Source organism: Methylocaldum szegediense (assembly GCF_949769195.1).
GTDB classification, from domain to species: domain Bacteria; phylum Pseudomonadota; class Gammaproteobacteria; order Methylococcales; family Methylococcaceae; genus Methylocaldum; species Methylocaldum szegediense.
This window is the reverse complement of record NZ_OX458333.1, coordinates 942,093-959,252: the sequence shown is the minus strand read 5'-3', so window position 1 is coordinate 959,252 and position 17,160 is coordinate 942,093. Positions and strand designations below refer to the sequence as shown.

12 protein-coding genes and 1 CRISPR repeat array are annotated in these 17,160 nt (G+C 55.7%); all 12 genes read left to right on the top strand.

Going from position 1 to position 17,160, the window contains the following annotated elements; genetic code table 11:
- Positions 1-44 precede the first annotated feature (44 nt).
- The 12 genes from cmr5 to QEN43_RS04070 all read left to right on the top strand — a co-directional run bounded on the left by cmr5 (position 45) and on the right by QEN43_RS04070 (position 16,807).
- Positions 45-386, top strand: a complete 342-nt coding sequence (cmr5, locus tag QEN43_RS04125) for a type III-B CRISPR module-associated protein Cmr5 (protein WP_026612072.1) — start codon at positions 45-47, stop codon at positions 384-386.
- A 9-nt stretch (positions 387-395) separates the two neighbouring features.
- A complete protein-coding gene (gene cmr6, locus QEN43_RS04120) occupies positions 396-1,475 on the top strand; it encodes a type III-B CRISPR module RAMP protein Cmr6 (RefSeq protein WP_051332074.1) in 1,080 nt (359 codons plus the stop codon).
- 104 nt (positions 1,476-1,579) lie between these two features.
- A CRISPR array of direct repeats spans positions 1,580-6,673; the repeat unit is 36 nt; unit sequence GTTTGAATCGAGACCTGATCAAGAAGGGATTAAGAC.
- Positions 6,674-7,108: 435 nt separating this feature from the next.
- Positions 7,109-7,414 (top strand): CRISPR-associated protein Csx16, encoded by a 306-nt coding sequence (gene csx16 / locus QEN43_RS04115; protein WP_026612071.1) that lies wholly within the window; start codon positions 7,109-7,111, stop codon positions 7,412-7,414.
- A complete protein-coding gene (locus tag QEN43_RS04110; RefSeq protein WP_051332073.1) occupies positions 7,411-7,995 on the top strand; it encodes a hypothetical protein in 585 nt (194 codons plus the stop codon). Before csx16 ends, QEN43_RS04110 begins: the two co-directional genes overlap by 4 nt.
- The gene (locus QEN43_RS04105) at positions 7,992-10,100 is read left to right on the top strand and encodes a CRISPR-associated ring nuclease (RefSeq protein ID WP_026612070.1); all 2,109 of its coding nucleotides are present in this window, start codon (positions 7,992-7,994) and stop codon (positions 10,098-10,100) included. The genes QEN43_RS04110 and QEN43_RS04105 overlap by 4 nt, the downstream gene beginning before the upstream one ends.
- Positions 10,101-10,922: 822 nt before the next feature.
- Positions 10,923-11,207, top strand: coding sequence for a CRISPR-associated endonuclease Cas2 (cas2, locus tag QEN43_RS04100; RefSeq protein WP_026612069.1), 285 nt, complete (start codon positions 10,923-10,925; stop codon positions 11,205-11,207).
- A 7-nt stretch (positions 11,208-11,214) separates the two neighbouring features.
- Positions 11,215-12,156: a CRISPR-associated endonuclease Cas1 gene (cas1, locus tag QEN43_RS04095; RefSeq protein WP_036269991.1), complete on the top strand. Its 942-nt coding sequence runs from the start codon at positions 11,215-11,217 to the stop codon at positions 12,154-12,156.
- The gene (locus QEN43_RS04090) at positions 12,153-12,920 is read left to right on the top strand and encodes a CRISPR-associated endonuclease Cas1 (RefSeq protein ID WP_317963721.1); all 768 of its coding nucleotides are present in this window, start codon (positions 12,153-12,155) and stop codon (positions 12,918-12,920) included. Before cas1 ends, QEN43_RS04090 begins: the two co-directional genes overlap by 4 nt.
- A complete protein-coding gene (gene cas2, locus QEN43_RS04085; protein ID WP_026612068.1) occupies positions 12,920-13,234 on the top strand; it encodes a CRISPR-associated endonuclease Cas2 in 315 nt (104 codons plus the stop codon). Before QEN43_RS04090 ends, cas2 (QEN43_RS04085) begins: the two co-directional genes overlap by 1 nt.
- Positions 13,235-13,708: 474 nt before the next feature.
- Entirely contained in the window at positions 13,709-14,941 is a 1,233-nt protein-coding gene (locus tag QEN43_RS04080; protein ID WP_317963720.1) for a PepSY-associated TM helix domain-containing protein, read from the top strand.
- Between the two features lie 238 nt (positions 14,942-15,179).
- Positions 15,180-15,695 (top strand): RNA polymerase sigma factor, encoded by a 516-nt coding sequence (locus tag QEN43_RS04075; protein WP_036269352.1) that lies wholly within the window; start codon positions 15,180-15,182, stop codon positions 15,693-15,695.
- A 71-nt stretch (positions 15,696-15,766) separates the two neighbouring features.
- The gene (locus tag QEN43_RS04070; protein ID WP_026612066.1) at positions 15,767-16,807 is read left to right on the top strand and encodes a FecR family protein; all 1,041 of its coding nucleotides are present in this window, start codon (positions 15,767-15,769) and stop codon (positions 16,805-16,807) included.
- Positions 16,808-17,160 lie beyond the last annotated feature (353 nt).

The window sequence follows — 17,160 nt, the reverse complement described above, 5'->3', positions numbered from 1 at the left end:
GATGTATCCAACCGAACAAGAGACTCGATACGGAAACTGAAAATATGCCAACCCTCGAACAGCAGCGCGCGGCATTCGCGTGGGAAAAAGTTCAACCCTGCACCGACGAATACAAGAACCTGGTCAAGGGCGCCCCTGCGTTCATCATGAACAACGGGCTAATGCAAGCTATGGCGTTTTATCAAAGCAAGGAAAAGGATCATCATTTCCTTTTGAACCGACATCTTTGCGAATGGCTCCAGCGGCGGTCGATCATCCGCGAAGCGTCTTTCAAGGACGCCATGAAAGAATTGCAGCAGGCCGATTCTGCGACTTACCGCCTTGCGACCGAAGAAGTCCTGGCGGTTCTGAAATGGATACGCCAGTTTGCGGCAGCGGTAGCCTAGGAGGCAAGCATGGCACAACCCGCAGTACCCGACTATCTCACACGCAACACCGAGTTTTCCGACTGCCCGCCGGGACATCGGTACACGCTCTACGGCGCGTTCTGGGAGCCGGAACGGGACTGGAAGCGCGTGGAAAACGTCAAGCCCGAAGCCTTGAACCGCATGTTCCGGAAGCTCCCGGACAGCACGCTGCGTCTCCGCGATGCCGTGATCGAACGCCAATACCAACACGCGCGACAGTTCGGGGAACGCGTTCTCACCATGGAGACAGAAAGCGTTTCCCCTTTCGTCACGGGCACCGGCATCGAACACCCTTTGGAAAACGGCATGGCCTTTCTGAATCCCTATGGCCTTCCGTATCTGCCGGGCTCGGGTGTCAAGGGCGTTCTCCGCAAGGCCGCCGAAGAACTGAGAGACGATCTGTTCGGCGAGGGCACGCAAGGCTGGAACCAGGCTGCCATAGACTGCCTGTTCGGAAAGGAAACCGAAGACCGGAAGGATGACCATACCCGCGGCGCCTTGAGCTTCTGGGACGTCTTTCCGCGATGCGATTCACTCGCCGCCGATATCATGAATCCCCATTACGGTCCTTACTATCAGGAAGGTAAAACACCGGCGGACTGCTATAGTCCCAAACCGATTTTCTTCCTCACCGTACCGGCTAAAACCCCTTTCACTTTTCATGTTGTGTGCGATATATCTCGCTTGCCGGCCGATTGGCCCGAGGGACACTGGCAAGACCTGCTCCGCGCCGCCTTCGCCCACGCCTTCGACTGGCTGGGTTTCGGCGCCAAGACCGCAGTCGGTTATGGTGCACTGAAAAGTTCGGCGAAAACCGGCGAGCCAGAACTTACCGAAGCCGGAGACGTGATTTGGGAAAACGCGCGAGTATCCTATAGTGTGAATACGCGGGAGATGGTTGCCGAAGTGACAACCCAGAAAGCCATCCGGCGGGAAGCCAAAGAGTTGTTCGATGCCTTGAGATCAAAGCGCCGACAGGAGAAAGCGAAAAATAAGGAGCTGATAGCGCGAGTTAGAGTCCGTTTGCAAAACGGAACTGCTGAATTGCTGGAGGTTCTACCGGAATGACACCCCGAAATTCGCGCTTGTTTGATGCTAACTTTTCGGCAAGCCAAATTTTCTGCAATCCCCTTTGTAACCTATTGATTATGGAGGTGTTTTAGACGAGAGCCGTTTGAATCGAGACCTGATCAAGAAGGGATTAAGACTTAAGCGACGTTAGATAGCTTGTGGTGGGTTAAGTTTGAATCGAGACCTGATCAAGAAGGGATTAAGACTTTTCCCGCTCTTCCGGGTTAGGTTGACTTGCCCGTTTGAATCGAGACCTGATCAAGAAGGGATTAAGACACAACTTTGTCGCCATGGCCAAGTGCGGCCAAAGGTTTGAATCGAGACCTGATCAAGAAGGGATTAAGACCAAAGTAGGTTGGGAAGTTTTCTTCATTGATTTCTGTTTGAATCGAGACCTGATCAAGAAGGGATTAAGACTTAATTACTTCGCTTAATTTCATCTCTATTCTCCGTTTGAATCGAGACCTGATCAAGAAGGGATTAAGACCGATTTCAGCCTGTAGGTTTGAAACCTGTTGTTTCGTTTGAATCGAGACCTGATCAAGAAGGGATTAAGACACGATGGCGCGGGGAGTAAGCGCGCCTGGGTTGTTTGAATCGAGACCTGATCAAGAAGGGATTAAGACCATAAGCAAGATTTGCTGCCTGTTTAATCGCTTCGTTTGAATCGAGACCTGATCAAGAAGGGATTAAGACTACCACTTGGTCGGCATTTTGCTCGTATGCAAGCGGTTTGAATCGAGACCTGATCAAGAAGGGATTAAGACGGGAGTGTGACGGCTGATAAACGCAAATCTCATTGGTTTGAATCGAGACCTGATCAAGAAGGGATTAAGACGGAGACCTGTGATATATAGCCTTCGCCGCGCTTGGTTTGAATCGAGACCTGATCAAGAAGGGATTAAGACGAGTATCCCCTCGATCCCGATTATGTCCCCTTTTGTTTGAATCGAGACCTGATCAAGAAGGGATTAAGACCCGCTCCGTCGCGTCGTGTTTTACCACGACGCAATGTTTGAATCGAGACCTGATCAAGAAGGGATTAAGACCGTGTTCCACCCGAGTTGCGTAGTATTCGGCGACCGTGTTTGAATCGAGACCTGATCAAGAAGGGATTAAGACTGATACTCCTGCCGCGCTTTGATAGCGCAGCAAGAAGTTTGAATCGAGACCTGATCAAGAAGGGATTAAGACGATCTTCTGATTGATAGTTTTTAGTAGTGTGGGTTTGAATCGAGACCTGATCAAGAAGGGATTAAGACAAGGCCCCTAGGTAGAATCCATTAAGTACCGGCAGTTTGAATCGAGACCTGATCAAGAAGGGATTAAGACGGTCCGGGACGAACAAGGTCCCGTTGGTCTCGATCGTTTGAATCGAGACCTGATCAAGAAGGGATTAAGACGCCTTTGCAATCGCGGCATAAACGTCTTTTTCGTAGTTTGAATCGAGACCTGATCAAGAAGGGATTAAGACTGCCTGCTCAATCGCTTGTTTTAGTCCCATTTTCGTTTGAATCGAGACCTGATCAAGAAGGGATTAAGACCCCTACGGTATTGATGCACCCGATAGACCGACCGTGTTTGAATCGAGACCTGATCAAGAAGGGATTAAGACCTGGCCGCGGATAACAATTGGGTGAGGAGTCAGATTGTTTGAATCGAGACCTGATCAAGAAGGGATTAAGACAGCAACCGCCAAAGACATGATGCCTTCCAGGGTTTCGTTTGAATCGAGACCTGATCAAGAAGGGATTAAGACATGGCGTGTGGAGTCAGATTAATCATGGCTTACCTGTTTGAATCGAGACCTGATCAAGAAGGGATTAAGACGAACACTGATTACGGCAATTCCCAGTCCTCCGTTGTTTGAATCGAGACCTGATCAAGAAGGGATTAAGACGGAACCGATCCGGCAACACACACGAGCCATCTGGGGTTTGAATCGAGACCTGATCAAGAAGGGATTAAGACCCTCCAATCCCGCGGGTGTTGGCTACCCAAACGGGCGTTTGAATCGAGACCTGATCAAGAAGGGATTAAGACTTCATTTAGCTTCATGAACGTGAGGCCTCCGGATTACGTTTGAATCGAGACCTGATCAAGAAGGGATTAAGACGCTTCGCTTAATTTCATTTTATTCTCCAGTTGTTGTTTGAATCGAGACCTGATCAAGAAGGGATTAAGACTCCAGGAAGCGGCGCAAGTTATCCACAGGCGAATGTTTGAATCGAGACCTGATCAAGAAGGGATTAAGACTAGATCCGCCGTCTACTATTAATCTGTTGTGATCGTTTGAATCGAGACCTGATCAAGAAGGGATTAAGACCTTAAAAGTTTAACATCATCAAATTGGTGCTCCGTTTGAATCGAGACCTGATCAAGAAGGGATTAAGACAGATGATCACACCACTCTCTACAAACATATATGTTTGAATCGAGACCTGATCAAGAAGGGATTAAGACTTTAAGAATATTAGATGCTTGTTTTTTCATTTTTGTTTGAATCGAGACCTGATCAAGAAGGGATTAAGACTTGGAATCCAAGCTTTCTTCTAGTGCGTCAATAAGTTTGAATCGAGACCTGATCAAGAAGGGATTAAGACAGATGCTTGCTTTTTAGTCATTTTTCACCTCAGGTTTGAATCGAGACCTGATCAAGAAGGGATTAAGACGCGACTTGTCGCATCCTAAGAAGACTTTTGGCATGTTTGAATCGAGACCTGATCAAGAAGGGATTAAGACCGAAGCTCTTTTCATGCCATTGTAGGCATGAATTGGTTTGAATCGAGACCTGATCAAGAAGGGATTAAGACGATCACCGCCATAAGCAATGTGGATGTCGTAATAGTTTGAATCGAGACCTGATCAAGAAGGGATTAAGACAGGGCGGGATCGTGATTTCCGTGCCGTCTTGGGGTTTGAATCGAGACCTGATCAAGAAGGGATTAAGACTTCCGCCTCCTTTAAAATTTTTGATCATGACTTAGTTTGAATCGAGACCTGATCAAGAAGGGATTAAGACATGATCACATTTCTTATTCATGGCATCCTCCTTCGTTTGAATCGAGACCTGATCAAGAAGGGATTAAGACCACAACTCAGCGGGAATGATGGATTCGATTTCGTGTTTGAATCGAGACCTGATCAAGAAGGGATTAAGACTTGGTTTTTCATGTGTTTTTCTCCTCTCTTTAGTTTGAATCGAGACCTGATCAAGAAGGGATTAAGACGATCACCGCCATAAGCAATGTGGATGTCGTAATAGTTTGAATCGAGACCTGATCAAGAAGGGATTAAGACGCGTGCCTGCCGATCTTTTAGGTCGGTCAGCCAGTTTGAATCGAGACCTGATCAAGAAGGGATTAAGACCAGATCCCCAAAGCTCACTGCGAAATACCTCATGTTTGAATCGAGACCTGATCAAGAAGGGATTAAGACCATCCTCAAACTCATAATAAAGTATCGGCATATGTTTGAATCGAGACCTGATCAAGAAGGGATTAAGACCCGGCAATTGGACCTTGTTTTCGAATATCCACTGTTTGAATCGAGACCTGATCAAGAAGGGATTAAGACTAAAGGGTACAGCATGGTTAAGTATGCAGACTTTGTTTGAATCGAGACCTGATCAAGAAGGGATTAAGACGGACACGCGTCGACTAGGGCCTTCATTTCTTTATCGTTTGAATCGAGACCTGATCAAGAAGGGATTAAGACCCATCCTTGGGCGGTGGTTTGGTTAGTCACGAGTGGGTTTGAATCGAGACCTGATCAAGAAGGGATTAAGACACATTTTCACCGCTTTTTTGTAGGCTTCAGACGTTTGAATCGAGACCTGATCAAGAAGGGATTAAGACGGCTGGCCGAAGGGATAAGAGGCGTCCTCGTTCCGTTTGAATCGAGACCTGATCAAGAAGGGATTAAGACGGGTTAGTCATCGCATATCCACCGATGACTGATTGTTTGAATCGAGACCTGATCAAGAAGGGATTAAGACTTCGCGTCCTTTTTGGTCCGTGCGGCGGACCATAGTTTGAATCGAGACCTGATCAAGAAGGGATTAAGACGACCCGTTCTTGCGCAGCTGATGCTGGCGCATCGGGTTTGAATCGAGACCTGATCAAGAAGGGATTAAGACCGGGAGACAACTTCAGACTTTCAATCCACTCGATGTTTGAATCGAGACCTGATCAAGAAGGGATTAAGACCCCACTTGCTGGTGATGAGCGTGGACAGGTCGGTGGTTTGAATCGAGACCTGATCAAGAAGGGATTAAGACAGGAATGAGGGCATGGTCCACTCTTTCAAAGTGGTTTGAATCGAGACCTGATCAAGAAGGGATTAAGACATCTTTCATGCCATCAATCTTTAAGCTTTCCCAAGAGTTTGAATCGAGACCTGATCAAGAAGGGATTAAGACCGGCGATGAAGGCGGCATTGGCGCGGGCGTTGGGTTTGAATCGAGACCTGATCAAGAAGGGATTAAGACCTCCGCGCTCCATCGCTATCGCATCCAATTCCTGCGTTTGAATCGAGACCTGATCAAGAAGGGATTAAGACTGTTTTTTCAACTCTTCAATAATCATGGCTTATCTGTTTGAATCGAGACCTGATCAAGAAGGGATTAAGACTTCTCGCCGCGCGCGCGAATCGGCGCCAGAACGCGTTTGAATCGAGACCTGATCAAGAAGGGATTAAGACTTGAGTCGAGAAATCTCAACTAGAGCTTTAACGGAGTTTGAATCGAGACCTGATCAAGAAGGGATTAAGACCTTGTGCCTTTTCGGTCATTCGATCCGCGTGATTGTTTGAATCGAGACCTGATCAAGAAGGGATTAAGACCAAATCCATGAAAGCGTTATTGAGTTCCGCCACTTTGTTTGAATCGAGACCTGATCAAGAAGGGATTAAGACCAAATCCATGAAAGCGTTATTGAGTTCCGCCACTTTGTTTGAATCGAGACCTGATCAAGAAGGGATTAAGACGCTCGCTGTAGCGGTGATTGGCTTGGTCGTTTGGTTTGAATCGAGACCTGATCAAGAAGGGATTAAGACCGGGCGAGTTTTTTTTATTTGTCATACCGCATCCGTTTGAATCGAGACCTGATCAAGAAGGGATTAAGACGCCTCAGCAATTTTGTCTTTCCGCATCGTTAAAAGTTTGAATCGAGACCTGATTAAGAAGGGGTATCCATAAAAAACCTGAAAAGGCCGTAGGATGCAGTGACCGGAGGGAACCGCATCGTTCGCGTTCTCGACCATGCGTTTTCAATCGCAAACCGTCGTCCTGGGAGCGCAGAAAACCGAAAGATGCGGTTCGTGCCTCACCGCATCCTACGGTCTGCTTGTCATAGCGGATTTGAATCGAGATCACATATCGAAAAGCCTTCTGCGGAAGAGGCCATGAAAAACACCGGAAGCCGGGGAATATTCATAGCGTAGAATGCGGGGACCTCAGAAAAACCGATCTTCAACCGAACTCGGGACAGGCCCTTCGACCGGGCTCAGGACAGGCATCATTCGTGAAAGATGCGCCTGTTTATCGGCATACCCTCCAAGGGTTATCAAATCCCTGAAACCATAAATTAAGACCGAATTCCTTGGATATTCCCACTGAGTATGTATGACCTATGACGACTTACTTCGTAACCCGCCATCCCGGCGCCGTTGATTGGGCGCGCGAGAGCGGAATTTCTGTCGACCGGCAATTGGCGCATCTGGACATCGCGGAGGTGAAATCCGGGGATTGGGTGATCGGTACCCTGCCCGTCCATCTGGCGGCGGAGGTGTGCGCGCTCGGTGCGCGTTATTTTCATCTAGCTCTGGAAATACCGCCGGGATGGCGAGGGCGCGAGCTCTCGGCCGAGGATCTTAGGCGATTCGGCGCCCGCATTGTCGAATATCGCGTGGTCGAGGCCGGAAAGGAAACCCCTTGAGCCCGCGCATCCTGGTGGTTCCCCGCGCCGCTTGGCTGCCTTTGCCAGGAACCGGTGCATGGCGTCTATCCGACTGGCCTTACCCCAGTGAGTGGACCTGGCGGCCGCGTTCCGACGCCGAAACCGACGAGCGTTTTCTGCAAATCATTCCGTACGCGCTGCTCCGAAATCGTTCGGGCGACATCTGGTGCTATGCGCGAAACGGCGGCGATGCCCGACTGCAGGACCGGTTCAGCGCCGGCGTCGGCGGGCATATCGACGAAACTGACGCGGCGGAATCGATCGGTACGATGGCCGAGCGAGCGCTTCTCCGCGAGTTGCGAGAGGAGCTTCAGTTGCAGTCGAAAATCGACGTCCCGGAGCCGGCCGCCTGGATCTACGAGGAACTCTCAGCGGTCGGACGAGTACACATCGGTTTGCTTTACGTTCTCTGCTGGCGCGAGGATGGCCCGCCGCAACCGGTCGAAGGCCAAGGATTGAAGGGCATCGGCTTCGTTCCGGCCGAACGGATCATGGACGATTTACGCTTCGAGTTGTGGAGCCGCTTCGCGGCCGACTTTCTGATCCGAAATTCCGTATGAAAACCAACATTCTTCTGTGCACGCTCGGCGCGTCCTGGGCGGTGATTCCCGAAGTTTATGGCTTTCTCTCCCCAGACCGCTTGCCGCTCTACCGCAGCCATCCTCAACGCGCCGACTTCGAACGCCAGCGCCATGAATATCGGCTCGAACCGCCGGACGAAATCTGGGTCTGCACGACGCAAGGCGATAAACCCGAGGAAGGTATCGCGGCCTTGCTCGATTGGCATGCTCGGCTGGAACACCCGCCAATGCTTAGGATCTGGCAGGCCGAAAGAACCGACCAGCTCGCGAGCCAGACCGAGTGCGAGCGGTTCCGCGAAGTGCTGTTGCGCCTTTGCCTTTTGGCGCATGAGCGCGCCGGAGACGGCCAGGTCGTGTTTTCGCTCGCAGGCGGACGCAAAACCATGAGCGCCGATCTGCAATGGGCGGGTTCCGTGCTTGGCTGCGATGCGCTGATTCATGTGGTCGGCCAAGAACCGTTGCCGAAACTGCTTAGGGAACCGACCGTCGAATTTTTCACCCGCGAGCTGCCGGCCGAGATCGTCCCTGCGGTGGTACCGTTAGTGGCGGGAGTCGGCCGGCGCAGCGAGCTGTTGGATGTCGAACTGGACGGCCGTGGCGTAGTCTCCAGCCGAGGTTTTCCCTTGCCTCTCGCCGAGCCCGGCACGCCGCTGCCCTGGGCACACACGGAAGGCCACTCGCTTCGCGATGAAATCCGTAGGCGCGAAGCGGCCGGAAGCCAGTTGCTCGGTAATTATCTGAGAGCGCTCGGCGAGGCTGAACACCACGAGAATTGGCGTAGCCTTTATCGCCTACCCCCGCGCGTCATCGAAAACCTGCGGAGGCGACCGTTGGACCCGGGACTCGCCGATTGGCTTCGAGCGCTGCCCAAGGGGGATTTGCACCGGCACATTGGCGGCTGCCTCGGTCTCGACGACCAGCGCACGGTTGGCCGAGCGGTATGGGACACGTTGACACCTTCCGAGCGCGGGCGTGCTCTCGACCATGTCGCGCCTCTGCTCGAACAAACCCTCTGGCCCTCCGACTGGCCGAGGCGATGGGTGACATCCGACATCCCGAGACCGCATTGGACCGCCGCCCTGCTCGTCCATGCCGACACCGACCGCCTGATCGCGAATCTATTCGACGTCACGGAACCGCGGGTCGCGCTCAAATCGCGCCATCCGCTCGGCTTCGCGGCCTACGAGCGGCCGGGCGAACTGTCCGGCTCGGCGATCCTGTCGCATCCCGCCGCAATCGACCCCTACGCCGCTTGCCTTGTTCGTCAGGCACAGGCCGAGGGTCTCGCCTATGTCGAGCTGCGCGGGAGCCCGCACAAATATGGCGACGGACTGCTGTTCCTGGAGCGCCTGGCCGCCGCCTTGCAAGCCGCGATGGCAAGCTTGCCGCACGATCCGCGCCCCGTGTTCCGGTTCATCCTCATCGCCGACCGGCGCCAACACGAGAAGCTCTCAGACGTGATCGACCTCGCGGTTCGGGCGAAAGAGTGTCTGCCGGACTTCGTGGTCGGGCTCGACATGGCGGGTGACGAGGCGCAAGCGCTGCCTCCCGATGCCGCGAACGCCTTTGCCCGCGCCTTCGAGATCTGCCTGCCGCTGACCATCCACGCCGGCGAGGGCGAAACCGCGGAACAAATCTGGAAGGCGGCTTATCACTTTCATGCCGACCGAATCGGTCACGGCCTGACCATCGGCGATCATGCCCCTCTCGCCCAGCGCTTCCGCGACCGAAGCATCTGCCTGGAGCTTTGTCCCAGTTCGAATCGAGAGGTGGTGGGTTACCGTGATCCGGCTTATCCGGAAACGGCGGAATGTCGCGAATACCCGCTCTGGAAACTCTGGCAAGCCGGCCTCCCTCTGACGCTATGCACGGACAACCCCGGCATCAGCCGCACCACGCTGACCGGTGAATACCTGGCCGCCGCGCGTATGGTTGGCGAGGAAAAATTCAATTGCTGGGATGCCTTGGCCATGATCAAGCAGGCCTTCGTCCACGCCTTCCTCCCAAGCCAGGAAAAGGAAATCCTGATTAAACGCGTGGATGACGCGATTTACCGGCAGGTGCTCAAGCAGTTTGGGGTTTGAGTTGAGGCATGATCGGTGCGGTTCGTTCCTCACCGCACCCTACGATACGCCGGTTGTAGGATGTGGTAAGCGAAGCGAACCGTATCGTTCGCGGACACGACCGGTGCAGTTCGCGGGGCGATTGGTGCGGTTCATCCCTCACCGCACCCTACGATACGCCGGTTGTAGGATGTGGTGAGCGAAGCGAACCGCATCGTTCGCGACGCATCGTTGTCGCTTATAGTTCACCGCACCCCACGTGGTAGGAAGATGGCGTGACCGAAGGGAACCGCCCTTCGACCAGGTTCAGGACGGGCACCATTCGAGGACGCTATCGGTGCGGTTCGTGCCTCACCGCACCCTACGAATTGTCCACGATTATCGGATGTAATAACCGGCGGGACCGGCATTACTCGCTCGAAAGAATCGCGGTTTGATTCGCGGAGCAGCCGGTTTGTCGTTCCTCGCCGAACCCTACGACGTAGGATGTGGTGAGCGAAGCGAACCGCATCATTCGCGGACACAATTGATGCGCTTCGTGCCTCAACACACCCGACAATGTCAGACACGGTGACCGGAGGGTACCGCACCACTGGTCGAAGACGCGATTGGTGCGGTTCGTCCCTCACCGCACCCTACGATACGTCGGTTGTAGGATGTGGTGAGCGAAGCGCATCGTTCGCGGATGTCATCGGTGCGGTTCGTGCCTCACCGTACCCTAAGCAATGTCCTCTGCTCCGTTGACTAACTTGCCGCGGTACGGACACCGCGAGCTAGTTGGCCAACTGCCGGCAAGCTTGCGAAACGCCCCGACTTCCCTGCGCGCCATTACAGTTAGCGGCCATGAGCAAACGGTCGCTTTACATCGCCGCTTACGACATCTCCGACCAAACCCGCCTGCGCAAGGCACTGTTCGTTTTGCGCAACTATTCCACGGGCGGCCAGAAATCGGTGTTCGAGTGTTTTCTGACCGAAGCTGAGAAACGCCAATTGATCGCCGAGGTCCGGGAGGTCATCGACGAGGAGGCCGACCGCTTTCTGCTCCTGCGGCTGGATCCCCGGATGAAGGTTCGCGTGCTGGGCATCGCAGTTCCACCGGCGGATCCAGAATTCTTCTATGTCGGCTGAGGATCGAATGGGCACGCTTTACCTCGATAGAAAAGACATCGAATTGCGCCGCGAGGGCCGCCATCTCTGCCTTTATGAAGCGGGGAGCCGGAGCGCGACGATTCCCCTGAACGTGGTCGAACGGGTAGTTATTCGTGGGCAGGCGACGCTCAGCACGGGCGTGTTGGGCCTGCTCGCTGAGGAAGGCGTCGGCCTTCTGGTTTTGGCTGGCCGGCAAGGCCGCGCCGCGGCGATTCTGCACGGAAAAAAACATGGCGACACCGCGCGGCGCATCGCGCAATACCGTTGGCACCATGACGATGAGTTTCGGCTGCCCTGGGCGCGCCGGCTGGTGGCGCTCAAACTGAAGGCACAAACTCGCCTGCTGCGGTTAGCGCTACAAGTCCGGCCCGATTGCCGCAAGCCGCTTTCCGACGCCATCGCACGCCTCGAACGCGCGTTGACTACCGTTGATGACGCGGCGCGGCCGGAACGGCTGCAGGGCATCGAAGGCGCTGCTGCGGCGGCCTATTTCGCCGGGTTTACGCAGCTCTTTCCGGCCAGTCTCGGGTTTACCGGACGCAAACGCCGGCCCCCGAAAGATCCGGTCAACGCGGCCCTATCGCTCGCCTACACGCTGCTCCATTTCGAAGCTGTCAATGCCTGCCATGCGGCGGGGCTGGACCCTTGCGTCGGCTTCTATCACGAGCCGGCCTACTCGCGCGAGTCGCTTGCGGCCGATCTGATCGAGCCGCTGCGGCCCAGGGTGGATCGCTGGGTGTGGCGGCTGTTCGCCGAACGAAACCTGCGTGCCGACTCGTTCGCGACCGAGGCCGACCGCTGTCTCTTGAAAAAGAGCGGCCGGGAGATGTTCTATGGCCGCTACGAACATTTCGTTCGTCCTCTGCGCGGACTGTTGCGTCGCTATTGCCTGTTGATCGCACGCCGTCTGACCGAGGAGACGCCGTGAGACCGCTTTATCTCCAAGGCCCCGGAACCGTGGTCCGGCGCGACGGTCCGGCCCTGCGCGTCGCCCGCTCCGGTGCCGCTGAACGCTGGTTTCCTTTGCGCCGGATCTCGCAAGTGGTTTCAGCCGCGCATATTGACTGGTCTATCGAGGCCTTGCTCGCCTGCGCGGAAAGCCGCATCACGGTCAGCTTTATCGACGAGGAAGGTACGGTACTCGCGAGATTGATAGGCAAACCCGGGAATCGCTGCGAGCTTCGCCAGCGCCTGCTGGATTTTCTGCTGCGCCCGGATTGGCGCGAACAATACGAGCAATGGACCACGGCCATGGAGCGCATGGCGTTGCGCAGCGTGATCCGCCGCACCGGTCTGGCTTTCGATCAGCCGCCGGAGGCGAAGGCTTTGCGGCAGTTGTTCCAGGATGGCGCGAGGGGCATGGGGCAGCTTCCCGCCTACGAGCGCATTGGAAGGGAGGTGTTCGGACTGCTGACGGGCGTCGTGACGAAGCATCTGGCCGACGCCGGGATCACCACCGAGACGGAGCTCATGGGCGAGCTCAATCCGGTGACCACCTTGAGTTCCATTCTGTTCTGGGATTTCCAGCTGGCGCGGTTGGCCTGGCTCGAAGACCGTCTTCGCGAGAATCAGCTCGGCATTCCCGAGCGCCTCGAAATCGTCAGCTTCTTCGAGGCTCGGCGGAAGCGCACCGTACATTTGACCCGCGGTCTCCTCAACCGGCTGCACCGCTGGCTGATCGAGCTTGAGTGATGGCGCAGAATCAAGCTCACACCTATCTGGTGTGCTACGACATCGCCGATCCCAAGCGGCTGAGCCGGGTTCATCGCTTTCTCCGGGAACAGGGCATCCCGGTTCAATATTCAGTGTTCACGGCCCGGCTGACGGCCAAGGAGCTCGACCGAATCCTAGCGGGACTCATAGAGCGGATCGACGAGCGTGTGGACGACGTGCGGGTCTATCCTTTGGCGAGCCGTTCGGAAAACACCAGTCTCGGGCTTCAATATTTCCCGGATGGAGTTCTGCTGATTGAAAAAGGCAAGGATTTGCTGCGACCGCTACGGTAGGCGACTATCCCATCTACCCGCTTCCGATTCCGTCTTTCGGAAACGGTTTTTGTGCCAGTAAACCTAAGTCTGGCTGTTGGAAACAAGCTGAAAAACGCTAGGCCCTCATCCCCGGCCCTTCTCCCAGAGGGAGAAGGGAGTTGCGCCACTCTCCGAAAGAGGGGGTTGGGGTGAGGGAATACGGCGGCAATCGGACATTAGAGGCATTTCGGAAGTTCAACTGCGTTTTTTTGGATAAAGCGAGTCGCGGCCCGCAGGACGACTTTCAGGATGGGGCAAGTCATTCGGCTGTCCTGCCGATGGGTCCAGTTCCCACGCCCTGCCATCCTGAGGTGCGGTTTTTCCCTTCTCATTCGTCTTAGATGTATGGAGCCCCGAACGTCGTTCCGGCTCCACCGAAACGTAGGTCCAAGCACATCGCCCGATAGCATCCACTACAAGCCCGCACTCGACGATTACCACTCGGAATTCGCCATGTCTCTCGAAAAATCCAAGCGCCTGGCCGCTCTCAAAGCTCGTCGCAAGCTCTGGTTGGAGGTCCACCTCTGGCTGGGGCTCGTGGCCGGGGCGGCGCTGGTCATATTCGGCATTACCGGCAGCATTCTGGTGTTTCACCTGGAAATCGACGAATGGTTGAACCCCAAATTGCTGACGGTCACGCCTCGACCCGAAGGAAGATCGGCTTACCGTTCCCTGGAAGATATCTTCGAGGCGGGCGTCCGGGCCATGCCGGCCGACGCCACATTGACCTTCGCCAATTACCCGCGCAACGATGCGGCGGCGTTTCGCATGCGCTTCCGGGTGCCCGCACTGCCGGAAGGCGAGTCGGAGATCTGGGAAGTGGCGGTCAATCCCTACACCGCCGAAGTGAGCGGCCAGCGCCTGATGAAGCGCCCGGACAGCGCTTTTCCGAGGACCTTCATCGGATTCATATTCGAGCTGCATTACGCCTTTTTTCTCGGCGAAAGGATCGGCTATGCGCTTGTGGGCATACTCGGCGCCGCGCTCATCATCTCGGTGCTGACCGGCCTCATCGTGTGGTGGCCGCTGACCGGCAAGTGGCTGCAAGCGCTCACGATCAAGCGCCGAGCCAGCGCCGAACGCCTCAATTTCGATCTGCACAAGACCTTCGGCTTCTACACCACGCTCATCATGATTCCCGTGCTGTTCTCCGGCGTCTACATGAACCTGCCGGAGCATGTGGTGCCGGTCCTGGAACTGTTCTCGCCGGTCACCTACCGCTATTGGTTCCGCTCCAATCCGATCCCCGATTCGCAGCCCATCGGCATGGCGCAGGCCGTTGCCATCGCCGACGGCCTCTACCCCAGCGGCCGCCCGGACTGGCTCTACGGCGCGCCGGAGGCGACCAGCACCTATACCGTGTGCAAGCACGACGTGGCCGACCCCGGCAGCCTTCTCGATCGCCGCTGCGTGGTAATGGACCGTTACACCGGAGCCATCCTGGATGTGGACGATCCGGCTACCGGCACCGCGGGCGAGGTATTCACCCATTGGCAATGGCCGCTGCATTCAGGCCAGGCTTTCGGCATGACCGGACGCATTCTGGTATTTCTCACCGGCCTTGCCTGTCCGGTCCTTTATGTAACGGGGGTGATCCGTTGGCTGCAAAAACGGAAAGCCGCACGACGCACGACCGACGTAGCGAACCGACGGCTTCACGATCAACCGCAAGGGAATGAAATCTGAGCAGCGGAAAAGCACTGTGTGATTTGCCGCAGTTGCGGACGGCGAAATTACCGCGCTTCCTGATATTTTCTTTTGTATTCATTCGCTTACATGGGTTGGCATACAAAGCACTGTGTGATTTGCCGCAGTCCGGGACGGTAAAAACACCGAGCTCGCTGATATTTTCCTTCGCAATCATTCGCTTACATGTTTTGGCATACGTCGTGCCTGGCCGCTGTGTCCTAAGTGCTCGATACTTATGTCGCCGTCCGACCGTCAACTGCTTGCCGAACTTTTCCGGGATTGCCGCCAGGAACTTCTCGCGTTCCTATTCGGCCGGCTGGGCTGCGCCCAAACCGCGGACGATCTTTGCCAGGAATCCTTCTTGCGGCTCTCGCGAAGCGGTGATTTAAGCCGCATCGCCAATCCCCGCGCTTATTTGTTCAGGACGGCTCTGAATCTCGTTACGGACTACCACCGCTCCAGCAAAAACCGGCCGAGCTTTTTCCCCGATTTGGAAGAAGCCGATTCCAACACATTTCCGACCGAGGAACGGACCGGCGAGGCGGCGACGCTCGCGTCGGACCAACTCGACCGCGCGGCGGCGGCGCTCGAAGAACTTCCGCCGCTGAGCCAACGCATTTTTTATCTGAGCCGGTTCGAAGGAGTGAAACAACGGGAAATCGCGGAACGGCTCGGCGTTTCCCTGCGCACGGTGGAGGAGCATCTCAAGCGCACGCTGTTGCATTTGAAGCGCCGCGTATTCGACGATTAGCGAGTATCGGGTGTGGTTTTTTTGTAGTGGCTCGTCTATCTTCACGAGGCTCCCAAGATAACGGCCACTTTATGCCCGAATCCCCACCCTCCCACGATCCCGACCGTTTACTGAACGAGGCGATTGAGCTGCTGATCGCTCTAAAGACCCGCGCGTCGACAGCCGCCGAGAAACGGCGACTCGAGCGCTGGCGCGCGCAGAGCCCGCAGCATGAAGCCGCCTGGCGCAACGCGCTCTCGCTCTGGGAAGGGCTGGAACCGCTGCGCGATCGGCCGCTGCCCGGATCGTCACCCCTGCCCTCGGAAGCAGCTCGCGCGAACCGTACGGAAGCGACAGAGAGACCGCAACGATCACGCCCCGAAATCGATCCTGCCCAAAGCAACGTCCACGACATCCCCATTCCACGTCGTACCGTACGTCCCGCCTGGGCTTTTGCCTGCCTTTTCGTTCTGATCGCGGGCCTCACTTTTTTCGACCCCATGCTCGCACTCAAGGCCGATTATCGAACCGCCAAGGGCGAGATCCAGGAGGTACTGCTGCCCGACGGTTCCCGCGCGAGTTTGAATTCCGACAGCGCCGTCGCGGTTCATTTCGAACAGTCGACGCGGCGGATCGAGGTGCTTCGGGGCGAAGCGTTCTTCGAAGTGGCCAAGGACCCGACGCGCCCGTTCGTCGCCGCGAGCCGCCACGGCGAAGTCAAGGCCGTGGGCACGGCCTTCACTGTCCGGCAGTCGGAAGATAAGACCGAAGTCGCCATGCTGGAGGGCGTAGTCGAAGCCAGCACGTTCCGCCAGCGCGTCTCGCTGAAAGCCGGTCAAGGCGCCAGCCTCGAGGCGGACGGTCGGATCGTCCCGCGGAAAAGCGGAGTCGAACATGCCGCCGCCTGGCGCGAAGGCTACCTGATCTTCGATCAAACCCCGCTGGCGGAGGTAGTCGCCACCCTCAACCGCTACCGGAAGGGACGAGTGACCCTGCTCGACGAATCCTTCGCTGACAGACGCCTAAGTGGACTCTTCCGTCTCGCCGACACCGACGCGGTCATCGCCGCCATCGCCGAAACCACGCCGCTGCGCATCACCCGCCTGACGGAATACTGGGTGATCTTGCACTGAACAACTCGCAAGGCTGATAGCCCGGATGACGTGAAACGAATCCGGGACGAGCGAAGCCGTATCCCGTGTCTCGCTTCTCTCCCGTTGGGCACGACAAGAACATCAGGGCACTATCAATTCGTGTGCCAAGGCGCATTCATTCGCCCCTTACACCTTAGAGGAACCTCTGAATAAGTCATGAACCGAGTCGAAGGGATCAGGACGACCGGTAAGGTTGGCAACCCCAACGAAGGAATTCTGGCTTTCTCGCCACAGGGCTGGGCTCCAAACCGTAACAAACCGTAATGCGCGACACGGGCATATCCACCCTCGGTTACACCATGTGGTTTTTCTCTCGGGCTCCGTCATTCCTC